At 74.1% G+C, this 20,462-nt stretch carries 15 protein-coding genes; 12 read left to right on the plus strand and 3 right to left on the minus strand.

The genetic code is table 11. The features are described 5' to 3' along the window. The first annotated feature begins 20 nt into the window (after positions 1-20). From ACIBNE_RS13430 to ACIBNE_RS13465, 8 genes are all read left to right on the plus strand, one after another. On the plus strand, positions 21-3,494 hold the full coding sequence (locus ACIBNE_RS13430) for a hypothetical protein (RefSeq protein ID WP_399271635.1): 3,474 nt from the start codon (positions 21-23) through the stop codon (positions 3,492-3,494). 65 nt (positions 3,495-3,559) lie between these two features. Next, entirely contained in the window at positions 3,560-3,997 is a 438-nt protein-coding gene (locus tag ACIBNE_RS13435) for a phage tail protein (protein ID WP_399271634.1), read from the plus strand. A 1-nt stretch (position 3,998) separates the two neighbouring features. Then, positions 3,999-4,736 carry a LysM peptidoglycan-binding domain-containing protein gene (locus ACIBNE_RS13440; RefSeq protein WP_399271633.1) on the plus strand — a complete coding sequence of 246 codons (738 nt, stop codon included), beginning with the start codon at positions 3,999-4,001 and terminating at the stop codon, positions 4,734-4,736. Continuing rightward, a complete protein-coding gene (locus ACIBNE_RS13445) occupies positions 4,733-6,574 on the plus strand; it encodes a VgrG-related protein (protein WP_399271632.1) in 1,842 nt (613 codons plus the stop codon). The genes ACIBNE_RS13440 and ACIBNE_RS13445 overlap by 4 nt, the downstream gene beginning before the upstream one ends. Before the next feature lie 14 nt (positions 6,575-6,588). Continuing rightward, complete coding sequence (locus ACIBNE_RS13450; protein WP_399271631.1) at positions 6,589-6,987, plus strand: GPW/gp25 family protein; 399 nt, start codon at positions 6,589-6,591, stop codon at positions 6,985-6,987. A gap of 8 nt (positions 6,988-6,995) precedes the next feature. Continuing rightward, positions 6,996-9,020: a putative baseplate assembly protein gene (locus tag ACIBNE_RS13455; protein WP_399271630.1), complete on the plus strand. Its 2,025-nt coding sequence runs from the start codon at positions 6,996-6,998 to the stop codon at positions 9,018-9,020. Continuing rightward, positions 9,017-9,622, plus strand: a complete 606-nt coding sequence (locus tag ACIBNE_RS13460; RefSeq protein WP_399271629.1) for a phage tail protein — start codon at positions 9,017-9,019, stop codon at positions 9,620-9,622. Before ACIBNE_RS13455 ends, ACIBNE_RS13460 begins: the two co-directional genes overlap by 4 nt. Positions 9,623-9,627: 5 nt before the next feature. Further along, complete coding sequence (locus ACIBNE_RS13465; protein WP_399271628.1) at positions 9,628-10,989, plus strand: NADase-type glycan-binding domain-containing protein; 1,362 nt, start codon at positions 9,628-9,630, stop codon at positions 10,987-10,989. Positions 10,990-11,126: 137 nt separating this feature from the next. Here the strand turns inward: ACIBNE_RS13465 and aspS are convergent, their stop codons facing one another. Then, positions 11,127-12,923, minus strand: coding sequence for an aspartate--tRNA ligase (aspS, locus tag ACIBNE_RS13470; RefSeq protein ID WP_399271627.1), 1,797 nt, complete (start codon positions 12,921-12,923; stop codon positions 11,127-11,129). A gap of 135 nt (positions 12,924-13,058) precedes the next feature. On the opposite strand from aspS, the gene ACIBNE_RS13475 reads away from it, so the two are divergent. Then, positions 13,059-15,125 (plus strand): SpoIIE family protein phosphatase, encoded by a 2,067-nt coding sequence (locus ACIBNE_RS13475; RefSeq protein WP_399271626.1) that lies wholly within the window; start codon positions 13,059-13,061, stop codon positions 15,123-15,125. 117 nt (positions 15,126-15,242) lie between these two features. Here the strand turns inward: ACIBNE_RS13475 and ACIBNE_RS13480 are convergent, their stop codons facing one another. Further along, the gene (locus ACIBNE_RS13480; protein WP_399271625.1) at positions 15,243-16,340 is read right to left on the minus strand and encodes an AI-2E family transporter; all 1,098 of its coding nucleotides are present in this window, start codon (positions 16,338-16,340) and stop codon (positions 15,243-15,245) included. A gap of 151 nt (positions 16,341-16,491) precedes the next feature. On the opposite strand from ACIBNE_RS13480, the gene ACIBNE_RS13485 reads away from it, so the two are divergent. The 3 genes from ACIBNE_RS13485 to ACIBNE_RS13495 all read left to right on the plus strand — a co-directional run bounded on the left by ACIBNE_RS13485 (position 16,492) and on the right by ACIBNE_RS13495 (position 20,103). Beyond that, positions 16,492-16,911, plus strand: a complete 420-nt coding sequence (locus tag ACIBNE_RS13485) for an SseB family protein (protein ID WP_399271624.1) — start codon at positions 16,492-16,494, stop codon at positions 16,909-16,911. A 219-nt stretch (positions 16,912-17,130) separates the two neighbouring features. Further along, positions 17,131-18,087 (plus strand): pirin family protein, encoded by a 957-nt coding sequence (locus ACIBNE_RS13490; protein ID WP_399271623.1) that lies wholly within the window; start codon positions 17,131-17,133, stop codon positions 18,085-18,087. Positions 18,088-18,270: 183 nt separating this feature from the next. Next, on the plus strand, positions 18,271-20,103 hold the full coding sequence (locus ACIBNE_RS13495; RefSeq protein WP_399271672.1) for an acyl-CoA dehydrogenase: 1,833 nt from the start codon (positions 18,271-18,273) through the stop codon (positions 20,101-20,103). 84 nt (positions 20,104-20,187) lie between these two features. Here the strand turns inward: ACIBNE_RS13495 and ACIBNE_RS13500 are convergent, their stop codons facing one another. Next, positions 20,188-20,370, minus strand: coding sequence for a hypothetical protein (locus ACIBNE_RS13500; RefSeq protein ID WP_399271622.1), 183 nt, complete (start codon positions 20,368-20,370; stop codon positions 20,188-20,190). Positions 20,371-20,462 lie beyond the last annotated feature (92 nt).

Consider the following 20,462-nt stretch of genomic DNA (forward strand, 5'->3'; position numbering starts at 1 on the left):
GGGGGTTGGAGAAGATGGGCATGTTCGAGAAGTGGCGCTCGCGCAGGGCGGCGGGGCCCGCCGATGCGGGCGGGAGCGCGGACCCGGGTACGGGTACCGGTTCGGGTACGGACGCGCGGGAGGGTGCCGCGCCCGTGGCACCAGCCGGGGACGCGTGGCGGTCGCTGCCGCCGGTGCAGCGTGCGATGGGCGCGCCGCGCACGGTCTTCGAGCACGGCTTCTCCGCGTCGCTCGCGACGCACTGGAACCCCTCTTTCCAGGGCGACCTGGGGCACACCTCCGCGCCCGACGCCCCCAGCGGGCTGCTGCGGGACGCGGTGCGCACGGTGACGCCCGCGGCTTCGGGACCTTCGGGTCCCGCGGGGCCCTCGGCGGCCGAGCCGCCGGGGCTGAAGCTGCCGGTCGCCCGTTCGGGACCGGCCGTGCAGCGGGCGGAGTCCGAGACCGACGGGGCAACGGGTACCGGGGGATCCACCGGTACCGCGGGGGCCGGGGGGCCTCACGCGGGCGTCTTCGCCACGGGTCCCGTTCGGAGCCGGGGCGCGTCGCGGGCGGTGGGGGCCGCCGACGCGCCCGGCGCCGGCCAGGTGCAGCGGGCGGCGGCGCGCGGGACCGGGGAGGGTCCCGCCGCCGCTCCCGCGCGCGCCGCGGGCGCGTCCCGCGGCCCCGTCAGGCCCACGCCCGCGCGGCACACGCCGCTGGTCTCCGCGCGGCCCGCGCCGCCGACGCGCCGCCTGTCGCCGGTGGGCGCGGCGGCGCCCGCACAGCTGCCCATGCCCGTGCAGCGGGCCGAAGAGCCCGCGTCGGCCGTACGGGACGCGGAACGCGCCGTACGGCCCGCAGACGTCCCGGGCCCAAGTTCCCCCGCTGGGTCCGGGACTCCCACCGCTCCGGCCGCTCCGGCCGCGACTCCGGCCGCCGCGCAGGAGGCGCCCGTGCAGCGCCGCCCGGTGGTCCGCCGGACGCGCCGCGCGCCGGGCGCGGACTGGAGCACGGCGCAGGTGCCGGAGCCGCCGAGCGCGCCTAGCGCGCCGAAGGGCGCGCAGAGCCCGCAGAGCCCGCAGGTCCAGCGGGCGCAAGCACCCAAGCAGGCACCGAAGCAGGCGCCGAAGCAGACCCCGGCCGCGCCCAAGCAGACGCCGACGCAGGCCGCGCCTCCGGTGCAGAAGGCGCCCGCGCCCGCACCGGCGAAGGGCGCGCCGAAGGCACCGGCGGCCCCGAAGCCCGGAACTCCGGCACAGCAGACCCCGGCGCAGCAGGCCCCGGTACGGCAGACCCCGGCACCGCAGGCCCCCGTGCAGAAGGCCCCCGCCCCGCAGGCGGCCTCGGCGAAGGCCCCGGTGCGGACGTCCGCGTCCGACGCCCCCGTGCGCCCGGCGGACGCGGCTCCGGCGAGCCCGGCCCCCGCCAAGGCTCCTTCGCCCGCGCCGAAGAGTGCGAAGAGCGCGACGGGTGCGACGTCCCCGGCCGCGCCCGCCGTGCAGCGCGCCCAGGCGGCGCCGAGCGGCCCCGAAGCCGCCAACGCACCCGTACGCAAGGCGAGTTCCGCGCCCGCCGAGCCGATCACCACCGCCGCCGCGCCCATCCAGAAGGCCCCGGCCACCAAGCCCGTACGCCCCACCGGCTCCGGACCCACCAACGGCCCGGCGCCCACCTCCATACCCGTGCCCAAGGCCCCGGCCACCCCTGTGGTCCAGCGGGCCCAGGCGGCGCCGAGCGGCCCCGAAGCCGCCAACGCACCCGTACGCAAGACGGGTTCCGCGCCCGCCGAGCCGACCACCACCGCCGCCGCGCCCATCCAGAAGGCCCCGGCCACCAAGCCCGTACGCCCCACCGGCTCCGGACCCACCAACGGCCCGGCGCCCACCTCCATACCCGCACCCAAGGCCCCGGCCACCCCCGTGGTCCAGCGCGCCCACGCGGCGCCGACCGGCCCCGAAGCCGCCAACGCGCCCGTACGCAGGGAAAGTTCGCTCCCGGCAACGGCAGCCCCCGGGCCGACCCCGCTTCCCGTGCAGAAGGCCCCGACGGCGGCGGCCAATCCGGTGCGCCCGGCCAACCCCGCCGCACCCACCGCGCCAGCCGCACCCGCCGGGCAGCCCTCGACGCCCCCGGCGCGCTCCGGCCTCGGCGCGCCCGTGCAGCGGGCCGCCGCGCAGGCCCCGGCACAGAACCCGCAGTCCCCGCGGCGTCCGCAGCGGCGCTCCGCGATCGGGGCGCCCATCACGCCCCCGTCCCCTGCCGCGCCCCCGGTGCAGCGCAGTGCGGCCGCCCCGAAGGCGGGCCCCGCGCGGACCGCACCGCAGGCGCAGTCCCCGGCGACGACACCGGCGACGACACCGGCGACGGCACCGGCGAACGCCCCGGCCGCCGCGCCGGTGGCCCCCGCCGCGCCCGCCCAGCCGGACAGGCCCGCGATGCCCGTCGCGCCCACCACCACGACGCCCGCCGCACCCCTGGCGACCCCGGCCTCCGCCCCGACGCCCGCCGCGCCCCAGGTGCAGCGCGCACAGGCATCCGTACCGCAGGCGACCGCACCCCGGGCGAGCGCGCCGCAGCCGACCGCACCGCAGGCGTCCGCACCGCAGCCCGCGCGCGGGACGTCCGGCCCCGCGCCGGTGGCCCCCGCCGCCCCCGCGCTGCCGGACAAGCCCGCGATGCCCGTCGCCGCCACGGCCCCCGTACCCGTACCCGCCCCCGTACCCGAGGCGGCCCCGCCCGCCCCCGCGTCCGCGCCCCCGGTGCAGCGTGCCGTCTCCGGGGCCGTGCGTCCCGCGCCCGTCGTCCGCATCGCCGACCTCCCGCGCGCCACCGCCGCCCCCGTGCGGCGCGCTGCCGCCGCGCTGCCCCTGGCCACCACCAGGCCGCTCACGTCGAGCATCCCGGACACGGCACCCCGCGGCCCCCGCACCGCCCAGGCCCCGGTACAACGCGCCGCCGCCCCGCAGGCCGCGCCCCTGACCGCGCCGGGCGCCACGGGTCCCGGCCGCCCCGGCTCCCCGCAGGCCGCCGTGCCCGTGGTCAGGCCCGTGCCCGCGGGCCCCGCCCCCGTGCAGCGCAGCGCCCACGCGCCCGCCGCCCAGCCCGCCCGCCCCGTGGTCCCCGTCACCCCGCCCGCGGCGGCTCGGCCGCTGCACCGACCCGTGATCGTGCAGCGCCAGGAGGCCCCGCAGCCCCCGGCCCCCGCGCCCAGGGCGGCCCCGGCCGCCCCCGCGCCGGTGCCCGTGGTGACCCCGGCCCCGCTCCAGCGGACGTCCGTGCCGGTCGGGCAGAACAAGCAGCCCGCGCCCCCGCCGCCGCGCACCACCACGAGCAAGAGCGCGGCCCCCGTGCAGCGCGCCACCGCCCCCCAGTCGCCGAGCGCGGCGACGCAGACGCCCGCGCAACTCGACGACCTGGCCCACAAGCTGATCGCCCCGCTGTCCCGGCTCCTGCGCGCCGAACTGCGCGCGGACCGCGAACGCGTGGGCCGGCTGCGCGACCACGGCAACTGACCCGGCCGGCCCCGGCCGCCCCCCACCGACCCCGCCCACCGCCTTCCACCCGAGAGATCGCCACCATGCCCCAGGCACCGGACCCCGCATCCACCGTCTTCTTCAAACTCACCATCGACGGCGAGGACCTCGGCCTGTTCAACGGCTGTGACGGGCTCTCCTCCGAGGTGGAGATCGAGCAGCGGCAGGAGGGCGGCAACAACGGCTTCGTCTGGCAGCTGCCGACCCGCGTCACCTACTCCAACATCCGCCTCACGCGCCCGCTGACGCCCGACACCGCCAAGGTCGCCGCCTGGATCTCCTCGCTGGCCACCGGGATCACCCGCCCCACCGCGCAGATCGCGGCCCTGCACGCCGACGGCTCGATCGTCGCGCAGTGGGGCCTGGTCGAGGTGCTGCCGGTGCGCTGGACGGGCCCGAGCCTGGACCCGGCGAGCCCGGCCGTCGCCACCGAGACGCTGGAGATCGCGCACCACGGCTTCACCGACGCGGGAGGTGCCTGAGATGGCGTTCCTCGGCGGACTCGCCGCCAGCGGCCTCTCCCGCGCCTCGCTCGCCATCCACCAGCCGCCGACCGACCTCGGCGGCTCGATCGGCGGCCGCATCGGCGAGGTGAAGTTCCAGTTCAACCCCGACCAGCTACAGCTGAGCAGGTCCGCGAGCTGGGTGACCGAGCACGCCGTCGCGCACGACCGGGGCGCGCCGCCGAAGTTCACCGGCAGCGACCCCGCCCAGCTCCAGCTGGACGTGTTCCTCGACCGCTCGGACGACCCGTCGTCCAACGACGTGCAGCAGATGGTGGAACTGCTGCTGTCGTGCTGCGAGGTGACCCAGCAGTCCATCGCGGCGAAGGCGCCGTCGCCGCCGTGGGTGAAGTTCTCCTGGGGCTCGTTCTCCACGGTGCAGATGGTCATGTACGTCACGTCGGTCTCGGCGACGTACACCCTCTTCAGCCCCAGCGGCATCCCGATCAGGGCGACCTGCTCGCTCTCGCTGACCGAGGTGGCCAGCGAGACGAAGAAGCAGAACCCGACGTCGGGCACGCTCGACGCGCGCCGGGTGCACCGGACCGTGTCGGGCGACTCGCTCGCCTCGCTGGCCTGGCGGGAGTACGGCGACGCGACGCGCTGGCGCGTCATCGCCGAGGCGAACGACATCGACGACCCCCTGCGGCTGCGTCCCGGCACCGAACTGCTGCTGCCGTCGACCACCGACATCGAACCGCGGGAGGGCGCCGCGTGAGCCCCGTCAGCAACAACAAGACCTTCACCACCGTCCTGCACGTCACGCTGGGCGGTGCGCCGCTGCCCGACGCGCTCGCCAAGTACCTGACCGGCGGCTGGGTGGACGCCTCGCTGAACGTGCCGTCCGCCTTCGAGCTGACGTTCAGCGACCCCAACGGCAAGCTCACCGAGAAGTACGCCTCCCTCAAGGTCGGCGCGCCCGCCGTGCTCGCGCCCTTCGCGGACGGCAAGCGCGGCGAGCCCCTGCTCACCGGCGAGGTGACGGCGATCGAGGTCGAGGGCACCCCCGGCCAGGGCCGCTCGCTGGTCCTGCGCGGCTACGACCTGGGCCACCGGATGCTGCGCAACCGCCGCGTCGAGGGCTACCCGAACATGACGGCGTCCGACATCGTCCGCAAGCTCGCGGCCCTCAACCGGGTGCCGATCGGGAAGGTCGAGGCGACGCAGCCGGTGTACGAGCTGGCCACCCAGCCCAACACCACGGACTGGGACTTCCTCTCGCGCCTGGCCCGCGAGAACGACAAGCGCCTCGCGCTCGACGGCAAGGGCAAGCTCACCTTCGCCGAGCTGCCCGCCGCGTCCGGCGGGTCGACCGAGCTGAAGTTCGGCGACAACACGCTGCACTGCCGGGTCGCGATGACCGCCGCCGGGCAGGTGCAGAAGGTCGACGTGCGCGGCTGGGACCCCAAGACGAAGCGGCCGCTGAGCGCGCCCACGCCGTCGATCACCAGCAAGGAGATCGTCGCGGGCACCACGCCCGCCGAGCTGACGAAGACGTTCGGCAAGGCCGAACTCACCGCCACGCGGACCCCGTTCACCACCCAGTCGCAGGTCACGCAGGCCGCGAAGGCGCTCGCCGACGACGTCACCGGCTCGTTCGCCGAGGTGGAGGTCGCGGTCAACGGCAACCCGAAGCTGATGCCGGGCGAGGCCGTGAAGGTGACCAGCGCGGGCAAGCCGTTCGACGGCAGCTACACGGCGACCAGCGTCCGGCACGTCTTCGTGTCGGGACGGCAGTACCAGACCCACCTCGTCGTGTCGGGGCGGCAGTTCAGGTCGCTGTACGGCACGGCGTCCGGCGGCGGCGAGCCCGCCCCCGCCATGCCGGGCGTCGCGGTGGCGCTGGTCACCAACATCAAGGACCCGCTCAAGCAGAACCGGGTGAAGCTGCGCTTCCCGTGGCTCTCGGCGACGTACGAGAGCGACTGGTGCCGCGTCGCGCAGCTCGGCGGCAAGGGCGGCGGCGGGCTGATGATGCCCGACGTCAACGACGAGGTGCTGTGCGCCTTCGACCGGGGCTCCCTGGAGCACCCGTACGTGCTGGCCGGGCTCTACAACGGCGTGGACAAGCACACCCCGGCCACCGACGGCGTGACGCCCGTCGACCCGATGAGCGGCAAGGTGCAGTGGCGGGCGCTGACCTCGCGCGCCGGGCACACCATCGAGCTGCGCGAGAAGGGGGCGAAGACGGGCGCCACGACCGGCATCCGGCTGCGCACCGGCAAGGGCAAGCTGAGCATCGAGATGAACGAGGCCCGCACGACCCTCACCATCGACAGCAGCGGCACGGTCACCATCAAGGGCGGCCGGGGCGTGGTCGTCGAGTCCGGCATGGACCTCTCCCTCATCGCCAAGGGCCTGATCACCATGCGGGCCGGGATGGGGGTCAACGTGACGACCCCGACGGGCCGGATCAACGTCGTGGCGGGCCTGGGAATCGACGTGAAGGGCGCGAAGTTCAAGGTGACGGCGGCCCAGTCGGTCATCAACTCGCCCTCCTTCATCACCTCGATGATCCCGATCCCCAACCCGGCCATCGCCAACCTGCCCATCTAGAAGGAGGCCGTTGCATGAGTGAGCACTTCGTCGGAGCGGGCTGGGCCTTCCCGCTGCGCACGAGCCCCGGCGGCTCCATCGCGCTGGTGCGGCGCGACCGCGAGATCGAGGAGGCGATGCGCCTGGTGCTGGCGACGGCACCGGGCGAGCGGCCGATGCGCCCCGAGTTCGGCTGCGCGGTGCACGAGCTGGTGTTCGCGCCGGTCAACGACGCGACGATGGGCCGGATCCGGTACGAGGTGCTGACCTCGCTCGAACGCTGGGAGCCGCGCATCGAGGTGGACGAGGTCACGGTGACGCCCGCGCCCGACGAGCCCACGACCCTGTTCATCGACGTCCGCTACCAGGTGCGCGGCACCAGCAACCCGCGCAGCCTCGTCTTCCCCTTCTACGTCATCCCCTCCGAGGACTGATCCCACCCATGGCCCTGCCCGCACCCCATCTCGACGACCGCCGCTTCCAGCAGTTCGTCGACGACGCCAAGCGATACATCCAGCAGGCGTGCCCCGAGTGGACCGACCACAACGTCTCGGACCCCGGCGTCACCCTCATCGAGGCCGTCGCGCACATGGCGGACCAGCTCGTCTACCGGCTCAACCGGGTCCCGGAGAAGAACCACCTGGCCTTCCTCGACCTGCTGGGCATCACGCTGTTCCCGCCCGCCGCCGCCCGCGCCGACGTCACGTTCTGGCTGTCGGCGCCGCAGCCCGAGCCGGTGCTGCTGCCGTCGGGCACCGAGGTCGCCACGGGCCGCACCGAGACCGAGGAGGCGGTCGTCTTCGCGACCTCCGCCGACCTGACCGTGGTCCCCTGCGAGCTGGGCCACTTCCTGCGGCAGGAGTCGGGGGGCGCGCCGGAGGAGCGCACCACGGACATCGAGAGCGGCACGGACGTGGCCGCGTTCTCGGCCGCGCCGCGCGTCGGCGACCTGCTGCTGTTCGGGCTGACCGCGGCCGTGCCGAACAACGTGCTGGTGCTGGAGCTGGACAGCCGGGTGGACGGCGTCGGCGTCGACCCGCGCCAGCCCCCGCTGGTGTGGGAGGCGTGGACGGCCACCGACGGCTGGGTGGAGTGCGAGGTCGAGGAGGACTCGACCGGCGGTCTCAACAGGCCGGGCGAGGTCGTGCTGCACATGCCGGCCGCGCACGCCGTGTCGCGCCTGGGCAAGCACGAGGCGGGCTGGGTGCGCTGCCGGGTCGTGGAGGCCGTGCAGGGCCAGCCGTTCTACAGCGAGTCGCCCACCGTGCGCTCCAGCGCCGCCTACACCATCGGCGGCACGGTGCGGGCCGCGCACGCCGACACGGTCAGGGACGAGTCGCTGGGCGAGTCCGAGGGCGTCCCCGCGCAGCGGCTGCGCCTGGCGCACGCGCCCGTCGTGGACCGGCCGCCGCTGCTGCTCCAGGTCGCGGAGGGCGGCGGGCCCAACGACACGGCAGAGGGGACCGACGGGGTCGGCGGGGCCGACGGCGACGAGCGGGCCGGGTCCGGCTGGCGCGAGTGGACGCTGGTCTCCGACTTCGCCGCCTCGCGCCCGCACGACCGGCACTACACGCTCGACGCGACGACCGGCGAGATCGCGTTCGGCCCCGCCGTGCGCCAACCCGACGGATCCGTACGGTACTTCGGGGCCGTACCGCCCAAGGGGGCGGCGATGAGGGCCGTCCAGTACGGCACCGGCGGCGGCCGCTCGGGCAACGTGGCGCGCTCGACCATCTCCGTGCTGCGCAGCTCCATCCCGTACATCGCGCGGGTGGAGAACCGCGAGGCCGCGCGCGGCGGCGTGGACGGCGAGACCGTCGAGGAGGCCAAGGTGCGCGCCCCGGTCACGCTGCGCGCCCAGGAGCGGGCCGTGACCGCGCGGGACTACGAGGAGCTGGCGCGCCGCGCCGCGCCGGAGACCGCGCGCATCGCGTGCCTGGCGGCGGACTCGGCCGAGGCGGGCGAGAACGCGGTGCGGGTGCTCGTGGTGCCGCAGGCCGTGCCCGACCTGGGCGGCAGGCTGCGGTTCGAACAGCTCGTGCCCGGCGAGGAGCTGCTGAGCAGGGTGACCGGCTTCCTGGACGAGCGGCGCCCGCTGGGCACCAGGCTCGCGGTGGGGCCGCCGTTCTACCAGGGCGTCACGGTCGTGGCGACGCTGCACGCGTTCCGGGCGGCGAAGGCGGAGGAGGTGCGGGCCAAGGCGCTGGACGTCCTGTACTCGTACCTCGACCCGCTGACGGGCGGCGCGCTCGGCGAGGGCTGGCCGTTCGGGCGGCCGCTGCGGGCGGGCGAGATCTTCGCGGCGCTCCAGCGGGTGCCGGGCGTCGAGCTGGTCGACGAGGTGCTGCTGCACCCGGCCGACCCGCTGACCGGGCGCAGGGGCGACTCGACGGACCGCATCGAGCTGAACCCGTCCGCGCTGCTCTTCCCGTTCGACCACCGCGTGCGCGTGATCGAGGCGCGGTGAGCACGTCGAACGCGTCCGGTACGCCGAGCGGTTCCGGTACGTCGAGCAGGGGCACGGTCCCCGGCCTGGCGACGCCGCACCCGCTGGGCGACTCGCTGCCCGCCGTCTACGCCGACGACGACTTCGGGCAGCGGTTCGTCTCGGGCCTCGACGTGGTCCTGGCCCCGGTCTTCAACGTCCTGGACTCCCTGGAGGCGTACTTCACGCCCGCGCTGGCCCCGACCGACTTCGTGGACTACCTGGCGTCCTGGGTGGGCGCCGAGCTGGACGGCACCGAGTCGCTGCCGGTACGCCGCTACGCGGTCTCGGCGGCCGTCGCCCTGCACCGGGTGCGGGGCACCCGACACGGCCTGTCGGCCGCGGTGCAGCTCGCCTTCGGCACGGCGCCGGAGATCGTCGAGAGCGGCGGCGCGACGTGGTCGGCGCGCCCGCTCGGCCCGTTCCCCGGCGCGACCGAGGCCGCGCTGAACGTCACCCTCCGGGTGCCCGACCCCGCGGCGGTGGACGTGCACCGGCTGCACGCGGTCGTCGCGGCGGCCCGCCCCGCGCACTTGCCGTTCACGGTGCAGGTGTCCACCTCCCGTACCTCCGAAGGAGCATGACAGCCATGTCCGACCCCCAGACCCGCCCCTGCCCGGAGTGCGCGACCCCGGTGCGCGCGTCGGGTCAGTCGTTCTGCGACACGTGCGGCGCGTTCCTGCGCTGGGACACGCCCGCGACGCCGTCCGCGTCCCCGCAGGGCGGGGCGGCACCGCAGGGCACCGGGGCCCCGCACGGTCAGGCTCCGCACGGTCAGGCTCCGCGGGGCGGGGCTCCGGAGGCGACCACGACGCCGCTGCCGACGGTGCAGCCCCCGGCGCAGGCCGCCGCGCAGCAGGCACCCCGGACACCCCAGGCAGCCCCGCAGCAGCACGCGCCCCAGCCGCAGGCACCGCACCAGCAGGCACCGCAGGCCGCGCAGGCCCCGCAGGCCCCGCAGGCCGCCGCACCGCAGCAGGCCGCGCCCCCCGCCGCGTCGCCCGCCCCGTCCCCCGCCGTGCCGCCCGGCATGCCGTCCGTGACCCCGGCCGCACCGCCCGCACCGCCCGCACCGCCCGCGCGCCCGGCGGGACCGCCGCAGGGTCCCTCGGACACCGTCGCCCGCTCGCTGCTGGTCCCCGTGCCCGAGGCCACGCCCAGCACGCCCGCGGCGGCCCCGGTGCTCCCGGCCCGCCCGGACGCGGCGCGCCCCGCGGTGCGCGGCCCCGAGCAGCAGGCCCCGGTGTACGGCGGCACCCCGTGCCCGGCCTGCGCGACGCCCAACACGCCGGGCCGGCACTTCTGCCGCGCCTGCGCGACGCCGCTCCAGCCGCGCCACCTGAACACCGCCGACGGCCCGTACGCGGGCCAGCGGCCGCGCCTGGGCCGCGACCGGCGCCGCTGGATCGCGCGGGCGCTGATCGCGACGGCCGTGGTCGGCCTCGTGGTCGGCGGCATCTTCGGCGGGCCGCCCGCGGCGCGGGCGGTGCAGGACCACTTCGCCAAGCGGGTCCCGGTCCACCCGACGGACTGGAAGGCGTCGCACTCCGACCCGAGGCAGACCGCGAAGCTGGCGGGCGACGGCTACTCCAACACGTGGTGGGGCACGGGCTACCGGGGCGACGCGCCCGGCCAGTACCTGGAGGCGATCTTCAGCGAGCCGACGGACCTGCTCCAGCTGCTGATCACGCCGGGCAGCTCGAAGAACACGACGCAGGCGGACGGGCAGTCGACCCCGCGGACGTTCGACCTGGTGGTCAAGGACTCGGCGGGCAAGGTCCACACCTCGCACCACCGCATCAACGACGGCGGCACGCAGAGCGTGAAGCTGCGGGTGCGGGACGCGCTGTCGGTGCGGCTGGTGCTCCAGACGGCGTGGCGGGTGGACCCGAACAAGCAGATCGCGATCGCGGAACTGGAGTTCTTCGGCAGGTCGGCCGCGACGTCCTGACGGGCGGGGCGTCGCGCCTCCGGGGCCCGTTGCCCCGGGGCGCCGCCTCTTCCGCGCCCGGCCCTCGTGGCCGAACCGCACCCCGGCATGCGAAAGGGCCCGCGATCCGTGGATCGCGGGCCCTTCGCACGTACGGGTTACTTGTCCGCGTCGGCCTTCTCGGCGGCCTTCTCCGCGACCGCGGGCTTGCGCAGCGCGATGTTCAGCTCGCGCAGGCGGGCCTCTTCGAGGACCGTGGGCGCGCCCATCATCAGGTCCTGCGCGTTGCCGTTCAGCGGGAAGGCGATCGTCTCGCGGATGTTCGGCTCGTCCGCGAGCAGCATCACGATGCGGTCGACGCCCGGGGCGATGCCGCCGTGCGGCGGCGCGCCGAGGCGGAACGCGCGGAGCATGCCCGCGAACTCCTTCTCGACGGTCTCCGCCTCGTACCCGGCGATCTCGAACGCCTTCAGCATGACCTCGGGCTCGTGGTTGCGGATCGCGCCGGAGGACAGCTCGATGCCGTTGCAGACGATGTCGTACTGCCAGGCGAGGATGTCGAGCGGGTCCTTCTCCTCCAGGTCCTTCATGCCGCCCTGGGGCATCGAGAAGGGGTTGTGCGAGAAGTCGATCTTGCCGGTCTCCTCGTCCTTCTCGTACATCGGGAAGTCGACGATCCAGCAGAACCGGAACACGCCCTCCTCGAAGTGCCCGGCGCGCTTGGCGGCCTCGACGCGGACCGCGCCCATGATCTTCGAGACCTCGTCGAACTCTCCGGCGCCGAAGAAGACCGCGTGGCCCGCGGCCAGCCCCAGGCGCTCGGTGAGGACCTTGACGTCCTCGTCGGTGAGGAACTTGGCGATCGGGCCCGCGAACGCGCCGTCCTCGCCCACGCGGATCCAGGCCAGGCCCTTCGCGCCGTGCTCGACCGCGTACTCGCCGAGGCCGTCGAAGAACTTGCGGGACTGCCCGGCGGTGTCGGGCACCGGCAGCGCGCGCACGTGCTTGCCCGCGAACGCCTTGAACCCGGAGTCCGCGAAGACGTCCGTGATGTCGACGAGCTCCAGCTTGGCGCGCAGGTCGGGCTTGTCGTTGCCGTACTTCAGCATCGACTCGCGGAACGGGATGCGCGGGAAGGGCGAGGTGACCTCGCGCCCGCCGCCGAACTCCGTGAACAGCTCGGTCATCAGCCGCTCGATCGGCTGGAAGACGTCCTCCTGCTCGACGAACGACATCTCGACGTCGAGCTGGTAGAACTCGCCCGGCGAGCGGTCGGCGCGGGCGTCCTCGTCGCGGAAGCAGGGCGCGATCTGGAAGTACCGGTCGAAGCCGGAGATCATCAGCAGCTGCTTGAACTGCTGCGGCGCCTGCGGGAGCGCGTAGAACTTGCCCGGGTTCAGGCGGGAGGGGACGACGAAGTCGCGGGCGCCCTCGGGGGAGGTCGCGGTCAGGATCGGCGTCGCCATCTCGTTGAAGCCCAGCGCGACCATCTTGGAGCGGATCGCGGCGATGACGGCCGAGCGCAGCATGATGTTCCTGTGCATGCGCTCGCGGCGCAGGTCCAGGAAGCGGTACTCCAGGCGCCGCTCCTCGTTGACCCCGTCCTCGGCGTTGATCGTGAAGGGCAGCGGAGCCGCGGCGCCCAGCACCTCGACCTCGCCCGCCTCGATCTCGATCTCGCCGGTGGGCAGCTCCGGGTTCACGTTGTCGGCGCCGCGCGAGACGACCTTGCCGTCGACCCGGACGACCGTCTCCTTGGAGAGCTTGTCCAGCACCTCGGCGGCGGCCGTGCCCGGACGGGCGACGAGCTGCGTGATGCCGTAGTGGTCGCGGAGGTCGATGAAGAGGATGCCGCCCAGGTCGCGCCGATTGTGCAGCCAGCCGCTCAGCCGGACGTCGGTGCCGACGTCAGAGGCGCGGAGCTCGCCGCAGGTGTGGGACCTGTACCGATGCATCGTCGTTCATCCAGCCTTCGGGATCGGAGGTGCTTCATCGATTGAGTGGATCCCGACAAGGTTACCGCCCACCTCAAGATCACCTTCCGATACTCTCGGTGGCGACTTATCGGCAGATCTTCTTAAAGTGGGGCAATGCGCACCGAGGAAGTCCTGGTCGCCGTCGCGACCGGCCTGTGGCGCTGGGACGACGCCGCCGGGACGGTCACCCTCGACGCGGAAGCCGCCCGGCTCCTCGGGCTGCCCGCCGAGCCCGCCGTCCTCAGCGAGGCCGCCGCCCGTTCCTGCTTCCACCCGGTGGACTGGAACGAGATCAACGGCATCGTGCAGCTCGCCGTCGCCGAGGGCACCCTCGCCGAGGCCAGGCTGCGCATCATGGACGGCTCGGGCCAGGTCGTCCGTACGGTCCGCAGCCGCACCCGCCCCATCGGGGGCCCGCACGGCTACCAGCTCATCGGCACCGTCCAGGAGGTCGCCGAGCCCCACCCGGGCACCACCGCCGCGCGCGGCCCGGTCACCGGCGACTGGCGCCGCTCCCGCGAGGCGTTCCTGCTCGACGCGGGGCGCGCGCTCGCCGAGGCCAGGTCCACCGCCGAGGTGCTGCGGGTCGCCGCTTCCCTGTCCATGCCGGGCTTCTCGCCCGACGGCCTCGCGGTCTTCGGCGTCGCGGGCGACCGGCTCACCATCACCGGCCACCACGGGCACAGCGCGGACGACGAGAGCCCGTTCGCCAACATGCCGCTCGACACCGAGTACCCCGCCGCCGAGGTCGTCCGCACCGGCCGGGCCATCTACCTCCCCACCCCGGAGGACTACCGCGCCCGCTACCCCGCCAGCTGGTCGCTCGTGCAGCGCTTCGGCCGCCAGTCCTGGGCGTTCGTGCCGCTCGTGGTGGCCGGGCGGACCATGGGCGCCTGGATGGCGGCGTTCAAGCACCCCGTCGCCTTCACGCCCGACGAGCGCTCGGTGCTCACCACCGTCGCCCGGATGCTCGCCCAGGCCCTGGCGCGGGCGGGCCTCGCGGAGACCGAGCGCGAGCTGTCCCAGGGCCTCCAGCGGACCATGCTGCCCACGCTCGTCCCGGAGATCCCCGGCATGAGCTACGCCGCGCGGTACGTGCCCACCGGCGGCGGCCTCCAGGTCGGCGGCGACTGGTACGACATGATCCCGCTGCCCGGCGGGAACGTCGCGCTGGTCATCGGGGACGTCCAGGGCCACGACGTGGCGGCGGCCGGGGTGATGGGCCAGCTGCGGATCGCCCTGCGCGCGTACGCCGCCGAGGGGCACCGCCCCGGCGCGGTCCTCTCGCGCGCCTCCCGCTTCCTCGCGGGCCTCTCCGAGCGCTTCGCGACCTGTCTGTACGTGGAGGTGGACCCGGCCTCCGGGACCCTGCACGCCGCCCGCGCCGGCCACCCCGACCCGGTGGTGCGCGCCGCCGACGGCACGGCCCGGATCCGGCCCACCGACGGGGGCCTGCCGCTCGGCGTCGAGGCGGACTCCGACTACCCGACGACCCCGCTCGTCCTGGCCCCCGGCGAGACGCTGCTGCTCTGCACGGACGGCCTGATCGAGACCGGCGGCCACGACATGGAGTCCGGCTGGGCCCGGCTGCGGCCGCTCGTGGAGTCCCACGGCACGGAGGGCCGCGACGCGCTGGAGCGGCTGGCCGACGCGCTCATCGGGGCGGTGCACGGTCCCGGCTCGCACTACACGACGGGCCCGCTGGCCGACCGGCGCGAGGACGACATCGCGCTGCTGCTGCTCTCCCGGGACGCGGGGCCCTCGCCGCGCACGGGCACGGCGCCCCGGAGCACCGCGCTGACCATCGCCCAGGCCGAGCCCCAGCGGATCGGCGCGGCGCGCCGGGAGCTGCGGCAGATGCTGCACGACTGGGCGGACGCGGAGCAGGTGGACGCGGCGGTGCTCATGGTCTCCGAGATGGCGACGAACGTGCTGGTCCACACGGACGGCGACGCGCTGCTCCTGGCGGAGATCAGCCCGGGGCCGGGACCCAGGAGGCTGCGGGTGGAGGTCGCCGACGCGAGCGACGAGCTGCCGCACAAGCGGCGCCCGGGGGAGATGGCCTCCAGCGGCCGGGGCCTGGTCCTGATGGAAATGCTGGCGGACGCGTGGGGCGTGGACCCCAGGGGCGAGGGCAAGTCGATCTGGTTCGAACTGGAGGAACGCGAGGCGCCCCGGTGACGGGCCGGTCCGCAAGGGGCGCGGGGAGGGGCCTGCCCGCCCCGGGCGATAAGGACGGCGCCCCGGGCAGCGGGACCCCCGCGAGGGAAACGCCCGCCCCGGGCGACGGCCACCCCGTCAGGGCGCCGCGGGCTCCTCGGGGGCGTACCGCTTCCGCAGCTCCCCCACCACCCCGAAGAACGCCGCGCACACCGGCACCGCCAGCAGCATCCCGAGCAGCCCCGCCACGCTCGCCCCCGCCGTCAGCGCCACCATGATCATCGCCGGATGCATCTGCACGGTCCTGCTCTGCACCATCGGCTGGAGGATGTGCCCCTCCAGCTGCTGCACCGCCAGCACCACCCCCAGCGTCCACAGCGCCGTCCCCACCCCCCGGTCCGCGAGCGCGACCAGGCAGGCGACCGCGCCGGAGAGCACCGCCCCGAGGAACGGGATGTACGCGCCGATGAAGACGAGCGCGCCGAGCCCCACCGCCCCCGGCACCCGCAGGACCAGCAGCCCCACGGTGATGCACACCGCGTCGATCAGCGCGATGATCGTCGTCCCCCGCATGAACCCCTCGACGGCCTCGAAGGCCCGCCGGGCCATCGCCTCGACCATCTCGCCCGTGCCGCGCGGCGCGACCGTGTGCGCGAGCCGCGCCGCCCGGTCGGAGTCCTTCAGGAAGAAGAAGGTCAGCAGCAGCGCGAGCACGGACGTCGCGACGAGCGAGCCGATGACGCTCAGCCCCGCGAGGACCCCGCTCGCCGCCCCCGCCCCGAACTTCTCCAGCAGTTGCTTGCTGTTGGCGGCGAGGTCCTCGATGCCCTTGCCCTCGAAGCCGAAGTGGTCGGCGACCCACTGCACACCCTGCTTCACCGAGGCGAGGATCTGGTCGCCGGTGTCGATGAGCGCGCTGACCACGATGTACGCGGCTCCGCCGACGACCGCGACGAGCGCGACGCAGGTCAGCCCGGCGGCGAGCGCGCGGTTCACCCGCATCCGGATCAACCAGGCGTGGACGGGGCCCAGCAGGGCCGTGCCGAGGAGGGCGAGCAGCACCGGCGTGACGGCCGACTTGAGGACGATGACCAGCCAGACGGCGACCGCGACGACCCCGGCGACCAGCAGCAGGACGACGCACCACGCGGCGGTGCGCCGCGCCGCCTCGGGCAGCAGCGGCTTCGCCTCCGGGGCGGGCTGCTTCGCCCCCGGGGCGGGCTTCGGGTTCTCCACGCTCCCACCCGACCACGGAAGCCCGCCGATGTCCCATCGGCCGCGCCACCCGGGTGACGCCCCGTCACCCGCGCGGGGAAACCCGGCCGTCCCGTGGCGAACGGACCGGACCGGCTCACCCGGACGGCCCGCACTCAGTACGCTTGCGGCCATGTACGGCTACGACCAGAACCAGGGCGCCCAGCAGCAGCAGTACGCCTATCCCGAGCCGTCCCCGCCCTCGCTCGCCGACGCGGTGCGCGCCTTCACCACGGGGACGCTCGCCGCCGAGGACTTCCAGCAGGTCTTCGCGGGCTCGAAGGTCTACTGCCCGCGCGGGGACAACCCCGGCTTCCTGGCGCTGCACAACACCCAGCAGCCGGTCATCCCGATGTTCACCTCGCTGAAGGAGCTGCGCAGGTACGCGGGGAAGGAGTCCAAGTACTTCGTGATCACCGGCGCCGAGGTGATCGACCTGCTGCCCACCGGGTACGGCTTCGTGCTCGACATGGAGGGCGACCACCGGATGGTCTTCGACGCGAAGGCCGTGGAGCAGATGGTCGACTTCGCGATGCGCCGCATGTACGGCTGACCGCACCGCCCGCCCGCCCCGTCGACGACGCCGCCGACGACATCGACATCGCCGTCGACCGAGGCCCGCACCCCTGGCGAAGGGGTGCGGGCCTCCGGTGTCTTCCGGCCGTTCTCCGGGCCCGGCGGCCGCCCCGCAGCCGCCCGGGAATGAACCCCGCCTTGCGGGATGTTCACCATTCAACTAAATTGAAGGCCGAATCGTCCGGAGGTGGCCCCCATGCCCGCAGTGACCGTTGAAAACCCGCTGACCCTGCCCCGCGTCGAGGCTCCGGCCGACGCCGTCGCCCGTCCCGTCCTCGCGGTGACGACCGCTCCCAGCGGCTTCGAGGGCGAGGGCTTCCCGGTGCGCCGCGCGTTCGCGGGGATCAACTACCGGTACCTCGACCCGTTCATCATGATGGACCAGATGGGCGAGGTGGACTACGCGGCGGGCGAGCCCAAGGGCACCCCGTGGCACCCCCACCGCGGCTTCGAGACGGTGACGTACCTGATCGACGGAACGTTCATCCACCAGGACTCCAACGGTGGCGGCGGCACCATCCAGAACGGCGACACCCAGTGGATGACGGCGGGCTCCGGCCTGCTGCACATCGAGGCGCCGCCGGAGGCGCTGGTCCAGTCGGGCGGCCTCTTCCACGGCCTCCAGCTGTGGGTGAACCTCCCGGCGGCCGACAAGATGATGGACCCGCGCTACCAGGACATCCGCGGCGGCCAGGTCCAGCTCCTCGCCTCCCCCGACGGCGGCGCGCTGCTGCGGGTCATCGCGGGCGAGCTGGCCGGGCACGAGGGCCCCGGCATCACGCACACCCCGATCACGATGATCCACGCGACGGTCCGCCCCGGCGCCGAGGTCACGCTGCCCTGGCGGTCGGACTTCAACGGCCTGGCGTACGTCCTGGCCGGGCGCGGCACGGTCGGCGCCGAGCGCCGCCCGATCCAGCTCGGCCAGACGGCGGTATTCGGCGACGGCGGCTCGCTGACCGTGCGCGCGGACGACAAGCAGGACTCGCACACCCCGGACCTGGAGGTCGTCCTGCTCGGCGGCCGCCCGATCCGCGAGCCGATGGCGCACTACGGCCCGTTCGTCATGAACACCCAGGACGAGCTGCGCCAGGCGTTCGAGGACTTCCAGGCGGGCCGCCTGGGCACGGTCCCGGCGGTCCACGGCATGTGAGCCCCGCACGCCCCCGTCCCCCGTCCCCCCAGGGCGGTGACCTTTTCCGGTCACCGCCCTGGCCCTTTGCGCCCCGTTCGTAAGACCCTCGTCACATATGGACGATCAGGGGTTGCAGGTTATTACCGATGGGTAGCATCATCGTGGTTACTTGCTGGTATGCGTTACGAGAGGGCCGTCGCCATGGGGCACTACAAGTCGAATCTCCGCGACATCGAGTTCAACCTGTTCGAGGTCCTCGGCCGCGACAAGCAGTACGGCAGCGGCCCGTTCGGCGAGATGGACGTCGAGACCGCGAAGAGCATCCTCGACGAGATCCGCCGACTCGCGGAGAACGAGCTGGCCGAGTCCTTCGAGGACGCCGACCGCAACCCGCCGGTCTTCGACCCGGCCACGAACACCGCCCCGGTGCCGGCCTCCTTCAAGAAGAGCTACCAGGCCTTCATGGACAGCGAGTACTGGCGGCTCGGCCTGCCCGAGGAGATCGGCGGCACGACCTCGCCGCGCTCCCTGATCTGGGCGTACGCGGAGCTGCTGCTCGGCGCGAACCCGGCCGTCTGGATGTACTCCTCCGGCCCGGCGTTCGCCGGCATCCTGCACGCCGAGGGCAACGAGGCGCAGCAGAAGGTCGCCGCGATCGCCGTCGAGAAGCAGTGGGGCTCGACCATGGTCCTCACCGAGCCCGACGCGGGCTCGGACGTGGGCGCGGGCCGCACCAAGGCCGTCCAGCAGGAGGACGGCTCCTGGCACATCGAGGGCGTGAAGCGCTTCATCACGTCCGGTGAGCACGACATGTCGGAGAACATCCTCCACTACGTGCTGGCCCGCCCCGAGGGCGCGGGACCCGGCACCAAGGGCCTCTCCCTCTTCCTGGTCCCGAAGTTCCACTTCGACTGGGAGACCGGCGAGCTGGGCGAGCGCAACGGCGTCTACGCCACGAACGTCGAGCACAAGATGGGCCTCAAGGCGTCCAACACCTGCGAGATGACCTTCGGCGACCAGGCCGACAAGCCCGCCAAGGGCTGGCTGATCGGCGACAAGCACGACGGCATCCGCCAAATGTTCATGATCATCGAGTTCGCCCGGATGATGGTCGGCACGAAGGCCATCGCCACGCTCTCCACGGGCTACCTCAACGCGCTGGAGTACGCCAAGGAGCGCGTCCAGGGCTCGGACCTCTCGCAGTTCATGGACAAGACCGCGCCCAAGGTCACCATCACGCACCACCCCGACGTGCGCCGCGCCCTGATGACGCAGAAGGCGTACGCCGAGGGCATGCGCTCCCTGGTGCTCTACACGGCCACCGTGCAGGACGAGATCCAGGTCAAGGAGGCCGCGGGCGAGGACGCCAAGTCCCTGCACGGCCTGAACGACCTGCTCCTGCCGATCGTGAAGGGCTACGGCTCCGAGAAGTCCTACGAGCAGCTGGCGCAGTCGCTCCAGACGTTCGGCGGCTCCGGGTACCTCCAGGAGTACCCGATCGAGCAGTACATCCGCGACGCGAAGATCGACACCCTCTACGAGGGCACGACCGCGATCCAGGGCCAGGACTTCTTCTTCCGGAAGATCGTCCGCGACCAGGGCGCCGCGCTCAACCAGCTCTCCGAGGAGATCAAGAAGTTCCTCGCGGTCGGCACCGGCGGCGACGAGCTGGCCACCGCCCGCGAGCAGCTCGCCAAGGCGGCGGTCGACCTGGAGGCGATCGTCGGCGCGATGATCACCGACCTGACGGCCACCGGCGAGGACGTCAGGAACATCTACAAGGTGGGCCTCAACACCACCCGCCTGCTGATGGCCTCGGGCGACGTCGTCGTCTCCTACCTCCTGCTGCGCGGCGCGGCCGTGGCGCTGGAGGCCCTGCCGACGGCCTCCGCGAAGGACGTCCCCTTCTACCAGGGCAAGATCGCCGCGGCGAAGTTCTTCGCGGCGGACGTGCTGCCGGGCGTCTCCGTGGAGCGCGCGAAGGCCGAGGCCGTCGACAACGCGCTGATGGACCTGGACGAGGCCGCGTTCTAGCCCGTCCGCGAGCCGCGGTCCCGCTGTCCGCCCTGCCGTGAGCGGACAGCGGGACCGCGTTGTTGCGCCCCGTCATGCGCCCCGTCAGGGGCGCGGACCGGCGCCCGGGTGCGGCTCCACCGGGCCGCACGGACCCACCCGGCCCGCGGCAAGCCCACCACCGCCCCCGCTCCCGGCCCCCGACAGGAACCTCTCCGCGCTCAGGACGTCCCCGATCAGGACCGGATCCCGCGCGTCGTCACGACGGTCGTCCAAGGTCATCACCATGCTCCCGAGCCTGGCACACCCCACTGACAACACCCCGGGCCCAAAGCCGCCGCGACCCGCCCTCCCCCACAGTCCGACACCGTCATCGAGCT

Origin of the sequence: Streptomyces sp. NPDC050504 (assembly GCF_044458065.1) — a bacterium.
Classification (GTDB): domain Bacteria; phylum Actinomycetota; class Actinomycetes; order Streptomycetales; family Streptomycetaceae; genus Streptomyces.